The sequence below is a fragment of the Pseudomonas sp. LBUM1645 genome, from assembly GCF_059716185.1.
Genome location: NZ_CP166811.1, coordinates 3,623,204 through 3,636,743 on the forward strand (window position 1 = coordinate 3,623,204; position 13,540 = coordinate 3,636,743).

The following is a 13,540-nucleotide window of genomic DNA, read 5'->3' on the forward strand; positions in this document are numbered from 1 at the left end:
GAGACCGGGCATGGATGGTTGAAACCATCAATGCCCTACTCAGCTACTTGTTCCAAGGGTAAGGGTCTTGCGTATAGAAGATAGCCCCGGAACGGCTTGCGCGGCTTCATTTTATAGAGCGCGATTGCACCGCCAGACTCAATCCGGCAGTGCAAAGCCTGCAGTCAGTCCGCCGTCCACGGTGTGGCACGAACCATTGATATAGGAGGCCTTGTCCGAGGCCAGCCATGTCACCAGGTTGGCGACATCCTCCGGAGTGCCCGCACGGCCACCTTGGGGAATCATAGCCTCTAACATGACCTGCTCGTTCTTGCTGAGGTTGTCCTCGGTCATGGCGGTGCGGATGTAACCGGGCGCGATGGCAACGCTGCGAATGTTCTGCCGTCCATGTTCGAGCGCGCAGGCCTTGGTCAAGCCGATGACGCCATGTTTGGCGGCCGTGTAGTGCGGCAGTGTCGCCATGCCCACCAGGCCATCCACCGACGCTGTGTTGATGATGACCCCACCGCCGTTGGCCAGCATGGCCGGAATCGCCGCCCGGGCGCAGAAAAAGACGCCGTTCAGATTGATGTCGATGACACGGCGCCAATCGGCCACGGACACATCGGCCGTCCGTCCGCGAACCCCGCAGATGCCGGCATTGCTGAACAACACGTCAACCCGCCCGAACGTATCGATCGCACTGTCCACCATGGCCTGACAGGCAGCTTCATCCGCGACATTGGTGGGAACAACGATCGCGTTGTCGCCAATCACTTCAAGGGTCTCTTGCAAACCCTTTTCATCGACGTCCGCCAGCACCAGATACGCGCCCAGGCGGGCAAACTGGATAGCTGAAGCACGACCAATGCCATTGGCAGCGCCCGTAACGATGACAACCTTTCCGGTAAATTCCACGGTGAATCTCCTCACTGATGCCCGATGGGCTTTCTTGTTCACCGTCAAACTATCCCTCCGCCTGCCACTGGGCTTGTCCTTGCAAGCACAAGTCTTGTCCCAAGTACGACTGTGCCGCACAACGTCGATTTGTCCCTGCGTGCCTGACTTGTTATCAGCTCGCTCCCCTTGCAATTACAAACGTCGAGCATTGTGGATACTGGCCATCACGTTGATGGAGGAGTCGCTATGAGTACCGATATTGTTATCGCCGGAGTAGGCATGGTGCCCTTCCGCAAACCGGGTCAATCGGAAAGCTACGATGTCATGGGCGAACAAGCCACACGGGCGGCGCTCAAGGATGCCGGCATCGACTATGCGCTGATCGAGCAAGCCTTTTGCGGCTACGTCTACGCGGATAGCTGCGCAGGACAGACAGCACTCTATCGGGTGGGCATCAGCGGCATCCCGATTTTCAACGTCAACAACAATTGCGCCAGTGGCTCTTCGGCGTTTGCCCTGGCGGTCCAGGCCGTTCGGGGACAGCAGGTCGAATGCGCCCTGGCGCTTGGGTTCGAACAGATGCCCGCTGGCGCGATCGATATGGTCTTTCCCGATAAGGTGAGCCCGCTGGCGCGGCATTCGGAGGTGATCGCCAACCTCATGAACCTGAGCGCCGAGGAGCGCGATACGCCGCCGGCGGTGTGTATGTTCGGCGCTCAGGTCGACGCCATGCTGGAAATGGGCGTGACCGAACAGACCCTGGCCGAGGTGTGCGTCAGATCCCGCGAGCACGCTGCCAATAATGAAAACGCTATCTTTCGTACGCCGTTGACGGTCGAAGAGATCATGGCGACGAAGCCTATCTTTCGCGGGCTGCGCAAGAACTTCGCCTGCCCGCCAAGCTGTGGTGCCGCCGCGGTCATTGTCTGTACACCGGAGTTTGCCCGCGCCCATGGCATTCGCGCTGACGTGCGTCTCGTCGGTCAGGGCTGGTGCAGTGACCAGCGCAGCTTTTTTGAAGGCAGCGTCATGGATGTGATGTTTCAAGCTCTGAGCCGTACTGCGGCCAACAAGGCCTATGAAGACGCTGGCATCGGTCCGACCGATGTCGACGTCATCGAGTTGCACGACTGTTTTGCCAGCAATGAATTGGCCACTTATGTCGCGCTGGGTCTGTGCAAGCAGGAAGAGTTGAATGAGTTTGTCGCGTCCAGGCGTGGCACATATGGTGGGCAATGGGTGATCAACCCGTCAGGCGGCCTGCTGGCGAAGGGGCACCCACTGGGCGCGACAGGGTTGGCGCAACTGACAGAACTGACCTGGCAGTTGCGCGGTCAGGCTGGCGCACGACAGGTCCCGGGGGCAAGGGTCGCGTTGCAGCACAACGGCGGACTGGGCAGCGCGGGATTCGTGCACATTCTCAAGAAGTATTGAAACCCCGGTCGAGTTGCAGATACCAAGAGGAACTCATTTTGATGGCACTACTGAAACTCCTGTGCATTGGCGTCTATGTTCTCGGCGTCGCAAGCACTGCGGGCTTACTGCCCACTGCATGGTCATTCTGGAAAGCTATTGCAGCGGTACTGCTGCTCGCGCATCTGCTTGAAGTGATCGTCATGTTCAAGTACGTCAAGCGCTACCGGGGATCGCTGGGTGCCAGCCTGGTCCTGACCCTGCTGTTCGGTTTTCTTCACTGGAAACCCTTGATGCAAGCCAAAGAACGCGCCTGAGCATCAGGCGTGTCCATCTTCCGAGGTACGGATTGTGAGTTGCACTATTTCCACGCTGGAAGGCAAGCGACGCAAGCTCGACGGGGGTGTCATGTTCGGCAGCACCCCGCGCGAGTCCTGGGCCAGCTGGGTCAAGCCCGACCACCACAATCAGGTAGAACTGGCCTCCCGTGGCTTATTGGTGCGGCAGAACGGGCGCAATATCCTCGTGCTGGCCGGTGCCGATGCCCTGCTGGCTCCAGCGCCACGCACCTGTCGCTGCCAGCCGGGAAGCCCTGGCCTGTTGGATTCTCTGGGTCGGTATGGCCTCAATGAGCACGACATCCATGTGGTGCTGCTAACGCATCTGCACGCTCGATTGCCGTCCGATCTCAGCGCGCTGATCAAAGAAGGCGAGACACCTCGCCTGTTGTTTCCCGCGGCGCGCTACATCACCGGCAAGCGCCACTGGACACGGGCAAACCAACCCCATCCGCGTGACCGGGCGCTGTTCGTCCCGCAGATACTGCGACAACTGGAAAGCAGTGGTCGATTGCAATTGATCGAAGGCCCCGACTGCGACCAGCTCGGCGCTGGTTGGCGTTTACATGTCAGCGATGGCTACACCCCAGGGCAACTATTGCCGGAGATCGCCATGCCAGGCGGCCCAGTGATATTTGCCGGAGACCTGGTGCCGGGACGGCAATGGCTACAACTGGATGTGACCAGCGCCTTCGACCGCAACCCCGAATCCCTGATCGATGAGAAAGAAAGCTTACTGGACCACCTGGTGGCCAGTGGTGGCCGGTTGATTATGCCGCGTGACCCCGAGGTCGCGATGGTCAGCGTCATGCGTGACCGGCAATCGCGTTATGTGCCGTTCGAGCCGTATCAGGTGCTCAATGGTTTCGACACTTGATCCCGATTGCCCTCTGCCCTGCCCTATCAACGCTCCAACCCAAGGCTCTGGCGATATTGGCTCGGTGCCATGCCGGTCCAGCGCTTGAAGGCACGGGTAAAATTGCTGACTTCGGAAAATCCCAGGGAAAAAGCTGCCTCCGTCACCGACACCGAACTGCGCGACATGAAGGCGAGCGCATTGGTGCGCCGTGTATGGTCGAGGATTTCCTGAAAACTGGTGTCCCTGGCAGCGAGCTTCAATTGCAAACCGCGAGTACTGATGTGCAGCCGCTCAGCCACTCGATCCTTGTTCAGCGCACGCGAAGACAATTCGCTACTGACAATGGCCCGGACGCGATTGACGATATCGCCCCGTTCAATGCGCTGAAGGTACTCCATCACTGTGCGGTCATGGCTCAAGGCAAGCTCTTCGTTGGCGCCCGGGAGCCGCTTGTCCACCAGGTCGAGGTCCATTGTCATCACGATCTCGGGCCGGCCGAATTCGACATCGCACTGGAAGTATTCGGAAAAGATCTGTGCCATACCTTCAGAGGCAGGCCGGATCAACTCGAGTGTCCGTAAACGGAATCGATTGCCGGAAATGGTCCGCAGAAGCGTAAAAATCATGGCGATGTAGGCGTCATGTGTTTCATGGCACACGTGCGCCCCCGGTACGCTTGAAGTGATGAGCAGGAACCTGTTGTTTCGCTCCTCTACGCGGATGTTGGCATTCTGCGATATGACACGGTAGAGCGAACTCAGCCGTTGCGCGAAGTCCCGTATCGAAATGCTGGCCAGCAGGGCAAAGCCCATCGCATGGAGATTGGCGGGACGCAAGGTTTCGCCGGCGCGCAGGCCGAAACACGGATCTTTTGTGGTCTGTACGGCCGCGGCATACAGTTTTGTGATCGTTTGATTATCGATGCGCAGCATCGGATCGGTGGTCGCTGGCAACATCACCCCGCAGGAGAGAAAGACCTGATCCGCGCAAGCACCATGATTTTCGAGCGCTTCAGCAATCGCAATGGCATAGGCACTAATGATCGATGAACCACGGTTTGGAGTGTCCGGCGCAACGCCGTCTTTCAGCGTCCGCTGCGCTTCAATGACATCGCGGTGCTCATGGCATGTCGTCACGGTAAAAACCTCTGGTTGTCCAACTCGGCAATGAGCGCTGCTGGCTCGACCGACGAGGTCCATTTTAGGCACTGGCGCAGACGTCTATTTTGTTAATGCACGCCAAACATTTGTGATTGAATGCCGTTTAAGGCAGCCACGTAATCAAGGAGATGTGGTATGACGCCGTACATGCGCGGCTGGGTGCTGCAGGACTTTGCCAAACTGATCGAGGAACTGGGTGGCGATGTGGCGCGTTACGAAGAACGCTTCCATCTTCCGCTGTATGGCCCGGATCAAAGCGATATGAAAATTCCCGGCTCATCGCTGATCCGGTTGATGGAGGCCTGCGCCGAGGACCTGAAATGCCCGGATTTCGGCATTCGCCTCGCTTCACTGCAAGGACGCGCGCCGCTCGGCCCGGTCATGCTGGTATTGACCCAGTGCGCAACGGTGGGCGAAGCCATCGGGGCCGCCGCGCGGTTCATCAACATGCTGAACCCGGCCGTGGAACTGCAATGCCAGAGCATTCCCGGTGGACTGCGTATGAGCTATCTGCTCAAAGTGCCAAGAGCAGGTATTGCGCGCCAGTTCGAGCAATGGTGCCTCATGGCGGGCATCAATGTTTTTCAAATACTGGCCGGTGAAAATGCCCGCCCGCGAGCGATTTTCTTCACCCATGCTCCCTTGCAACCGAAGGATTTCTATTCCCGTACTTTTGGTTGTCCGTCGAAGTTCTCGCAAGCTAATTTCGGGCTCGAATTTTCTGCAAGTGATACTGCGCGCCTGATGGACGGCAACGATCCAGAGATGAAGGCCCTCGTCACCGACTATCTGGAGCGGATCGCAGATGCGTCCGGGCTCGATCTCGAGCACCAGATGGACGCGCTGATTCGTAAACTGTTGCCGACCGGCCGCTGCACGCTCGACACCATCGCCAGCCATTATTTTGTCAGCGTACGTACCCTGCAGCGTCGCCTGGAAGATCAAGGGTTGGCATTCGAGAAACAGGTGGACGATATCCGCCGCGAACGTGCGGCCTTGTATCTCAGTGATCCGACATTGCGAATCTCACAAGTGGCGTTGTTGCTCGGTTATGCCGAACAAAGCTCGCTATCACACGCGTTCAAGCGCTGGTATGGAATGTCGCCGAGTGCCTGGCGCCGCGTTCAACCGACCTCGCTTCAGGCTGTGTGACATCCAATCACAAATGATTGTCGTGCAATAACAAACCATTGATGCGGTGCAGTTCTCAGAATAAGCCAGCCAAAATCGGCTGGATGACTTCGTCCGCATCAATGGAGAACAAGAAGAATGACATTGCCCCCAACGAGCCTTGCAGGAAGAGCTGGACGCAGACTTGAATCGTCCCTCTTCATCGTGCTCGGTCTACTCGTGGCTTCGACGGTAGTTGCCCAGTCCTACAAGACCGACATCCCGCCTTCGATCGTGACACCCGACACCCTCGAGACACGGCTCGGCACCCTGCGCTTTACCGACGGTTTCCCGGACGAGGCGACCGTGCAGAAAGTCTACGACAACCTCGACTTCCAACGCGGCGTGCAGGCGTTCATCTCGACGATTCCCGCCGCCTCGCAGGTGGCAATGCGCAGAGGCCTCCGGTCGCTCGGTCCTGACAACGGAACGCTGTTCATCACCGAGACGCTGATGGACTCCCGATCGTTGTTCCTGACGGGCAACAGCGAGAGTGTCTACGTGTCAGGATGGATCGATCTTAAGAACGGGCCAGTCGTGATCGAAAGCCCACCCAATACACTCGGCTTCGTCGATGACTTCTGGTACCGCTACGTCACTGACCTCGGTAACGCCGGGCCCGACAAGGGCCAAGGCGGCAAGTACCTGTTACTTCCTCCAGACTACGAGGGGGAAGTGCCGCAGGGTTACCACGTCTTCAAATCCCGCACCTTCAACAACTGGTTCGCCAGCCGTGGTTTTGTGGTGAACGGTGACCCGAAACCTGCGGTCGAGAGTTTCAAGAAGCAGTTGCGCATCTATCCCCTGGCACAGGCCGCCAATCCACCGGCGACGACCTTCGTCAATATCTCCGGCAAAACGATCAACACCATCCATTCGATGGATTTCGGGTTCTTCGAAGAGGTTAACGAGGTGGTGCAGGAGGAGCCGAACGCGGCGCTCGATCCTGAGACGCTCGGCCTGCTCGCCGCCATCGGCATCGAAAAAGGCAAGCCATTCGCGCCCGACGCGCGGATGAAGAAAATCCTCACCGAAGCGGCGTCGGTCGGCAGCGCTACGGCGCGCGCAATTGCCACCAGGCCCCGTTCGCAGGATGCCTATCACTACCCCAACAGTGCGTGGCGCAAGCTTTTCGGCGGCGGTGACTATCGATTCCTGCAAGACGACGTCCGTCAGCTCGACGCACGCTTGTTCTACTTCTTTTATGCAACGGTCAATACGCCGGCGTTGGTCAGGAAGATGGTCGGCGTCGGTTCGCAATACGCGGCGGCATTTGCCGATGCCAAAGGGCAGCCACTCGACGGGGGCAAGAATTATCGGCTGCACTTGCCGCCAAACATCCCGGCGAAGAATTTCTGGTCAGTCGTGCTCTATGACAATCAGACGCGCTCGATGCTGCAGACCGATCAGCAGTTCCCGAGTAGCGGCAGCCAGAAGCAGGGCCTCGTGATCAACCCCGATACCTCGGTCGACCTGTATTTCGGCCCCAAGCCACCGCCCGGCAAAGAAAGCAACTGGGTACAAACCCTTCCCGGCAAAGGCTGGAACACCCTCTTTCGCCTCTACGGCCCGCTCGATGCCTGGTTCGACAAGACCTGGAAACCGGGTGAAATCGAAGAGATCAGTGCCCCCTTGGCGCAGACAATGTAAGGAATAAATGGATGAACATCAGACTTGCGATGCTGATGCTGCTCGGGGCCTCCACGGTTTCGTCGGCATTCGCACAAAGCTACAAAACGGACATCCCGCCTTCGATCGTGACACCCAATAGTCTCGAGACGCGGCTCGGCCCCCTCAGGTTCACCGACGGTTTCCCGGACGAGGCGACGGTGCAGAAGGTCTACGACAACCTCGACTTCCAGCGCGGCGTGCAGGCATTCCTGACGGCCATGCCGGCGGCTTCGATGTCGGCGCTACGCAAGGGCATCACCCAATTCGGCTCGGCTAACCAAACCGTTGCGCTGTTCGAGGACCTGATGGATGCCAAGTCGCTGTTCCTGACGGGCAACAGCGAAAGCATCTACGGCTGGGCCTGGATCGACCTCAAGGACGGACCGATCGTCATCGAAAGCCCACCCAACACCCTCAGCATCATCGACGACTTCTGGTTCCGTTACGTCGGCGACCTCGGCAACGCCGGACCCGACAAGGGCAAGGGCGGCAAGTACCTGCTGCTGCCGCCGGGTTACGACGGCCCCGTGCCGGAAGGCTACTTCGTATTCCGGTCACCGACTCTCGGTAACCTATTCATCACCCGGGCGTTTCAGGTCAATGGCGACCCGAAACCTGGCGTCGAGAACATCAAGCAGCACCTGCGTATCTATCCGCTGGCGCAGGCCTCCACCCCGCCGACGACGAACTTCGTCAATGTCTCCGGCAAGGCGTTCAATACCATACACGCCATGGACATCACCTTCTTCGACGAGGTCAACGAAGTGGTGCAGGAGGAAGCGAACGCTGCGATGGATCCGGAAACGCTGGGCCTGTTGGCTGCTATCGGCATTGAAAAAGGCAAACCCTTCGCACCTGATGAGCGGATGAAGAAAATCCTCACCGAGGCCGCAGCCGTCGGCAGCGCCACGGCGCGTACGCTCACCTTTCAATCGCGTATCAAGGATTCGTATCTCTATCCGAACAGCGCCTGGGGTACGCCCTTCATCGGTGGCGGTCATCGCTACGAGCGTGACGGCGTTCGCTTGCTCGACTCACGCACGTACTTCTACTTCTACGCCACCGGCAACACACCGGCGATGATCGCCAAAATGGTCGGCGTCGGGTCGCAATACGCATTGGCCTTCGTGGACGCCAACCAGCAGCCCCTCGATGGAGCCAAGACCTACCGGCTGCACCTGCCGGCCAATATCCCGGCGAAGAACTTCTGGTCGGTCGTGCTCTACGACAATCAGACGCGCTCGATGCTGCAGACCGACCAGCAGTTCCCGAGTATCGGCAGCCAGCGCAAAGGCATCGTGATCAACCCCGATACCTCGGTGGACCTGTACTTCGGCCCCAAGGCGCCGCCCGGCAAGGAAAGCAACTGGGTTCAAACCACGCCAGGCAAAGGCTGGAACACCGTGCTTCGTCTCTATGGACCTCTTGAGCCGTGGTTCGACAAGACTTGGCGGCCAGGCGAGATCGAGGAAGTGAAACCATGACTCCAGAACGCACCCTGTCAAAAAATTACACCAATGGTCTGTTCAAATCCGCCGCTTGCTTCAACGTACTCGCAGGTCTTCCGTTGCTGGTGGCCATGGGTCCGGTTGCGGATTTGATGGGACTGGAAATCACGCCGACGTCTGCCCTGTTCATTCATCTCACCATGACGCTGGTGGTCATGTTTGGTGGGGTGTACTGGATGATCAGCGTCGATCCAGTGCGCTATCGCCCGTACATCCTGCTCGGGGCGCTCCTGAAACCGGTGTTTGTGATTCTCATTTATGGCCACTGGCTGGCGGGCAGTATCCCCTGGCCGTTACCGGCCCTGGCGTCGGGAGACATTCTCTACGCAGCGCTATTTTGGCGCTACTTGAGCAACACCCGATTTGCGCTGGCTAACTGCATTTAGCAGATCCCCCTCCCGACTTATCGAGCCCCTTTAAATAAGGGTCACAGGGACAAGTGCTGTGCCCGATTCGATAAGTCGGCGTTTTCGTTACGGATTACTCTCGGTCAATCGGTTGGAACAATAACAAGAGGAATTATCGATGTTCGATCTGGAGAAAATTGTCGAGCCTGTTCTGGGCCTTTGCGGTCTGGAAAGCGACTTGACGGAAGAAGAACGGGCCATTCAGGAAGTGGCGCACAGCTTCGCCAAGAACGTCATGCGCCCGATTGGCACCAAGCTGGACCAAATGACTGCCGAGGAAGTGGTTGCACCGGGCTCTCCCCTGCTCGACTACATGCGTCAGGTGCACGAATCGGGACTGCTCGATCTGGGCGCGCTTGCAGCGATGGACAGTCAGCAGAAATCGCGCATCATGCCGATCATTTTTGAAGAACTTGGCTGGGGCGATTCGGGGCTGGCCATCGCCACGCTGGCGTCCTCTTTCCCGGCGTATGCGGCGCACAATTCCGGGAACCCGGAACTCATCGAGCGATTTGGCGCACTACCCGGCTGCTGGCTCGCGACCCAGCCCGACCGTGGCAGCGATATCGTCGACATCGACGCCGACCTGGTCCCGCGTGGCACCAAACAATCGCGCGGCAATCTTTACGCACGAGTCGTCGGCGATGAAGTGATCATTCAAGGTCAGTCCTCGGCATGGGTTTCGTATGCGCCACTGGCTCAGTCTGCACTGGCTTACATCCCGTGCGACTACGGCAATGGCCTGGAACATGAAAATGGCGCTGGGCTGAATCACATCGCCATCCTCATTCCGCTTGATCTGCCAGGCGTCTCGAAGGGCAAACCGCTGGAAAAACTCGGCCAGCGTGCCCTGCCCCAGGGTGAGATCTATTTCAATGAAGTCCGCGTACCCCGCAAATATGCCCTCGCCGAGGGCGAAGCGGCCATCACCAGCTTCTTCGGCGCCTTGACGTTCGGCAACATGGAAATGGCGGCGACCTTCACCGGCGTGGCCCGCGCAGCCTTCGAGCATGCGCTGGCGTATGTGCACGAGCGCAAGCAAGGCGGCACACCGATCATCAACCATCAGAGCGTGCAGCTGCGCACCTTCGACTTGTGGCAGAAGGTCGAGCTCTCACGCGCGATTGCCCATCGCGTGTTCGCCTACAACTACAGCGAAAAGGGCCCTCACCTGCTGGCCTCGATTACCAGCAAGACTTACGTCACCGAGACCGCGTTCCAGGTGGCCAGTGAAGCGCTGCAACTGTTCGGCGGCAATGGCCTGACCAAGGAATACCCGATCGAGAAGCTGATGCGCGACGCCCGGGCATCGATGATCGAGGATGGCGAAACCAACGTTCTCAAGCTCAAGGGCATGCGCTGGCTGAGCCGCGCCTACCAACGCGCCAACTGATTCCCCAACGCCCCAATCAACCACATTCCCGGGCTGCCATGAGTGCAGCCCGAGGATAACGCTGTGTCGAAAAAGCCAGTCGTTGTGGACACCTGTTTAATGGAGTGCATTTGCCATGCGGATCATCGATCACTTCGATAACGCAGTACGTTTTTACCCGCACAATCTGGCCTTCGTCGACGTCGGCAACGATGCCAGCGCAGTGACCTATGCCCAGGCGGCGCCCGTGACGCAAGCCATTGCCGGCGCGATCGCCCACAACGGCTTCAGTGCCGGCGGCCATGTCGGCGTCTTGGCCCCCAATAGCACGGTCGCCTTCCTGGCGCTGCTGGGCGTATTCCGCGCACGTTGCATCTGGCTGCCGGTCAATCCGCGCAATACTGTCTCAGCCAATACGGACCTGTTCAATGACTTCGAAGGTGAGTTGCTGCTGTTCCACAGCACCTATGCCAATGAGGCGGCGCAACTGAGGGAACGTTGCCCTGGCCTTCGGGAGCTTGTTTGCATCGACGGCGATTGCGGCGTGGGGACTTCCCTCGCGACGTGGTCGCAAGGTGCACCGGCGAGCTACACCCCGGCCGTGGGAACGGGCAGCCTGGACGATACCTTTGCCTTGTACCCCACCGGTGGCACGACCGGGAAGTCGAAGGGGGTGATGATTACCCATCGCAACATCCACACCTTCTTCAGCAACTTCTACGCGCACTTCGATTATCACGACTCCACCTGCCATCTGGTGGTGGCGCCAATGACACACACCGCCGGCCTGACCGGGTGCCTGCATTTCGCGCGCGGAGGGACCAACGCGATCATGGCCGGCGCCGTTCCTGAAGCAGTTGCCGACGCGATCGAGAACTACAAGGTCACCCATCTATTTCTGCCGCCGACGGTGCTGTACATGCTGCTGGCGTTGCCTGACATCCGCCAGCGGGACTACCGCTCCCTGAAGCATTTCCTGGTTGGCGCTGCACCGACGTCACTGGAGAAGCTCAAGGAAGCCGTGCAGGTGTTCGGCCCGGTCATGTCCGAGGCATTTGGTCAGTCCGAAGCACCGGCGGCGATTACCGCCAAAGCGCCCTGGGATTACATCGGCGCGGACGGCACGATCAATGAAGCACGCCTGCAATCCATTGGCCGGCCCTGTGTACTCAATACCGTCGCCATCCTGAATGACGAAGGTGAAGAAGTGGCGCGCGGTGAAGCGGGAGAAATCTGCATTCGCGGCGATCTGGTGACGCCGGGCTATTACAAGAATCCTCAGGCGACCGCCGAAGTCCGTCAGCAGGGCTGGCACCACACGGGTGACGTTGGGGTCATGGCTGAGGACGGCTATATCACGATTGTCGACCGCAAGAAGGACATGATCATCACGGGCGGATTCAACGTTTATCCGAACGAGATCGAACAGGTACTGACCACCCACGACGCCGTTCAGGACTGCTCCGTGATAGGGATTCCTGACGACAAATGGGGTGAAGCGGTGAAGGCGATTGTCCAGCTCAAACCTGGCAAAAGCTGCACGGGCGATGACCTGATTGCATTGGTCAAGGAACGGCTGGGAAGCGTCAAGACCCCGAAGAGCGTCGACTTCGCCGAACAATTGCCACGCAGCCCGGCGGGCAAGGTCCTGAAAACCGAACTGCGTAAAGCCTATTGGCAGGGCAAGACCAGGGCTGTGCATTAAGCACATCTGTGGCGAGGGGATTTATCCCCGTTGGGTCGCGAAGCGGCCCCCAGCGTCCGTTCAATTAGATTGTGTTGTCCGGATTTACGACTGCTTCGCAGCCGAACGGGGATAAATCCCCTCGCCACAAATGTGGGCACCGGCTCTTAAGTGAACAGCATTACGCCTACCACCGGCTAACTTCAGCAACGACAACGGCATTGCGAGCAATCATGAAACTCGAACAGAAATACCCGGCAAAACGTGCCTTCGTGACAGGCGCCGCCAGCGGTTTCGGTCTGGCCATCTGCATGCACCTGGCAAGCAGGGGCTGGAAACTGCTGATCGCCGACATCAACGCGACAAGACTGGAACAGGCCGAGGCGCAGTTGCGCAAACGCGGCGCCGAGACCTTCAGCATGGTGCTGGATGTCACTCGACAAGAGGCATTGCAGGACGCCGCCAACACCGTCAAACAACTGTGGGGCGGCGTCGACCTGGTGTTCAACAACGCGGGCATTGCATCCGCCGGCATGATCGATGACCTTCCCCTTGAAGAGTGGGAAAAGGTCATCAACGTCGACCTGTGGAGCGTGATTTATGGCTGCCGGGCCTTCGTGCCTTTGCTCAAGAACCAGGGCGGCGGATGCATCATCAATACCGCATCGAGCGCCGGCACCCTGTCCGGGCCGGAAATGTCGCCCTACAACGTGGCCAAGGCTGGCGTCGTGTCGTTGTCGGAGACCCTCAAGTCCGAGCTCAGTGGCTATGGCATCGGCGTCACCGTGGTGTGCCCGACCGTGTTCGCGACATCGCTGGGCGACTCGCTCACCAGTGAGCGCGCCATGGAAAAGCGCCTGCTGGCGCAGCTGAAAAAGTCCCGATTCACCTCCGAACACATCGTCGACGATGTGTTTCGCGCACTGGAAAAGGGCCGCCTCTACGTCATGACCCAGCCTGATGCCAAATGGGCCTGGCGACTCAAACGCTGGATGCCGGAAAGCTACTTCCGGCTGATTGCTTACCTGTACCGCAACCGGAAGTGGTTGTACGCCGAGCAGCCGGCCGATTGATTTGAA

General features: G+C 58.9%; 12 protein-coding genes. 10 read left to right on the forward strand and 2 right to left on the reverse strand.

The window, feature by feature from the left end; genetic code table 11:
- Nucleotides 1–138: 138 nt before the first annotated feature.
- A complete protein-coding gene (locus ACA079_RS16250) occupies nucleotides 139–897 on the reverse strand; it encodes an SDR family NAD(P)-dependent oxidoreductase (RefSeq protein ID WP_497700039.1) in 759 nt (252 codons plus the stop codon).
- Nucleotides 898–1,125: 228 nt separating this feature from the next.
- Between ACA079_RS16250 and ACA079_RS16255 the strand changes: the two genes are divergently transcribed.
- The 3 genes from ACA079_RS16255 (at nucleotide 1,126) to ACA079_RS16265 (ending at nucleotide 3,507) form a co-directional block, all read left to right on the forward strand.
- Nucleotides 1,126–2,313: a thiolase C-terminal domain-containing protein gene (locus tag ACA079_RS16255; RefSeq protein ID WP_497700040.1), complete on the forward strand. Its 1,188-nt coding sequence runs from the start codon at nucleotides 1,126–1,128 to the stop codon at nucleotides 2,311–2,313.
- 41 nt (nucleotides 2,314–2,354) lie between these two features.
- A complete protein-coding gene (locus ACA079_RS16260) occupies nucleotides 2,355–2,609 on the forward strand; it encodes a hypothetical protein (protein WP_497700041.1) in 255 nt (84 codons plus the stop codon).
- A gap of 91 nt (nucleotides 2,610–2,700) precedes the next feature.
- Nucleotides 2,701–3,507 (forward strand): MBL fold metallo-hydrolase, encoded by an 807-nt coding sequence (locus tag ACA079_RS16265; protein ID WP_497704334.1) that lies wholly within the window; start codon nucleotides 2,701–2,703, stop codon nucleotides 3,505–3,507.
- Nucleotides 3,508–3,533: 26 nt separating this feature from the next.
- Here ACA079_RS16265 and ACA079_RS16270 read toward each other — a convergent pair whose 3' ends face one another.
- Complete coding sequence (locus tag ACA079_RS16270; RefSeq protein ID WP_497700042.1) at nucleotides 3,534–4,688, reverse strand: AraC family transcriptional regulator; 1,155 nt, start codon at nucleotides 4,686–4,688, stop codon at nucleotides 3,534–3,536.
- 96 nt (nucleotides 4,689–4,784) lie between these two features.
- Between ACA079_RS16270 and ACA079_RS16275 the strand changes: the two genes are divergently transcribed.
- From ACA079_RS16275 to ACA079_RS16305, 7 genes are all read left to right on the forward strand, one after another.
- The gene (locus ACA079_RS16275; protein ID WP_497700043.1) at nucleotides 4,785–5,801 is read left to right on the forward strand and encodes an AraC family transcriptional regulator; all 1,017 of its coding nucleotides are present in this window, start codon (nucleotides 4,785–4,787) and stop codon (nucleotides 5,799–5,801) included.
- Between the two features lie 117 nt (nucleotides 5,802–5,918).
- The gene (locus tag ACA079_RS16280; RefSeq protein ID WP_497700044.1) at nucleotides 5,919–7,469 is read left to right on the forward strand and encodes a DUF1254 domain-containing protein; all 1,551 of its coding nucleotides are present in this window, start codon (nucleotides 5,919–5,921) and stop codon (nucleotides 7,467–7,469) included.
- An 11-nt stretch (nucleotides 7,470–7,480) separates the two neighbouring features.
- A complete protein-coding gene (locus ACA079_RS16285; protein ID WP_497700045.1) occupies nucleotides 7,481–8,974 on the forward strand; it encodes a DUF1254 domain-containing protein in 1,494 nt (497 codons plus the stop codon).
- Complete coding sequence (locus tag ACA079_RS16290; RefSeq protein ID WP_497700046.1) at nucleotides 8,971–9,384, forward strand: hypothetical protein; 414 nt, start codon at nucleotides 8,971–8,973, stop codon at nucleotides 9,382–9,384. Before ACA079_RS16285 ends, ACA079_RS16290 begins: the two co-directional genes overlap by 4 nt.
- A gap of 139 nt (nucleotides 9,385–9,523) precedes the next feature.
- The gene (locus ACA079_RS16295) at nucleotides 9,524–10,798 is read left to right on the forward strand and encodes an acyl-CoA dehydrogenase family protein (protein WP_497700047.1); all 1,275 of its coding nucleotides are present in this window, start codon (nucleotides 9,524–9,526) and stop codon (nucleotides 10,796–10,798) included.
- Nucleotides 10,799–10,913: 115 nt separating this feature from the next.
- A complete protein-coding gene (locus tag ACA079_RS16300) occupies nucleotides 10,914–12,482 on the forward strand; it encodes an AMP-binding protein (protein WP_497700048.1) in 1,569 nt (522 codons plus the stop codon).
- Nucleotides 12,483–12,694: 212 nt separating this feature from the next.
- The gene (locus tag ACA079_RS16305) at nucleotides 12,695–13,534 is read left to right on the forward strand and encodes an SDR family NAD(P)-dependent oxidoreductase (RefSeq protein WP_497700049.1); all 840 of its coding nucleotides are present in this window, start codon (nucleotides 12,695–12,697) and stop codon (nucleotides 13,532–13,534) included.
- The last annotated feature ends 6 nt before the right edge of the window (nucleotides 13,535–13,540 follow it).

Excerpts from the sequence above, each read along its gene's own strand:
- ACA079_RS16270 (WP_497700042.1), bottom strand. The coding sequence starts at position 4,688 with ATGGACCTCGTCGGTCGAGCCAGCAGCGCTCATTGCCGAGTTGGACAA.
- ACA079_RS16280 (WP_497700044.1), top strand. The coding sequence starts at position 5,919 with ATGACATTGCCCCCAACGAGCCTTGCAGGAAGAGCTGGACGCAGACTT.
- ACA079_RS16285 (WP_497700045.1), top strand. The coding sequence starts at position 7,481 with ATGAACATCAGACTTGCGATGCTGATGCTGCTCGGGGCCTCCACGGTT.
- ACA079_RS16305 (WP_497700049.1), top strand. The coding sequence starts at position 12,695 with ATGAAACTCGAACAGAAATACCCGGCAAAACGTGCCTTCGTGACAGGC.
- ACA079_RS16275 (WP_497700043.1), top strand. The coding sequence starts at position 4,785 with ATGACGCCGTACATGCGCGGCTGGGTGCTGCAGGACTTTGCCAAACTG.
- ACA079_RS16290 (WP_497700046.1), top strand. The coding sequence starts at position 8,971 with ATGACTCCAGAACGCACCCTGTCAAAAAATTACACCAATGGTCTGTTC.
- ACA079_RS16300 (WP_497700048.1), top strand. The coding sequence starts at position 10,914 with ATGCGGATCATCGATCACTTCGATAACGCAGTACGTTTTTACCCGCAC.
- ACA079_RS16295 (WP_497700047.1), top strand. The coding sequence starts at position 9,524 with ATGTTCGATCTGGAGAAAATTGTCGAGCCTGTTCTGGGCCTTTGCGGT.
- ACA079_RS16260 (WP_497700041.1), top strand. The coding sequence starts at position 2,355 with ATGGCACTACTGAAACTCCTGTGCATTGGCGTCTATGTTCTCGGCGTC.
- ACA079_RS16265 (WP_497704334.1), top strand. The coding sequence starts at position 2,701 with ATGTTCGGCAGCACCCCGCGCGAGTCCTGGGCCAGCTGGGTCAAGCCC.
- ACA079_RS16255 (WP_497700040.1), top strand. The coding sequence starts at position 1,126 with ATGAGTACCGATATTGTTATCGCCGGAGTAGGCATGGTGCCCTTCCGC.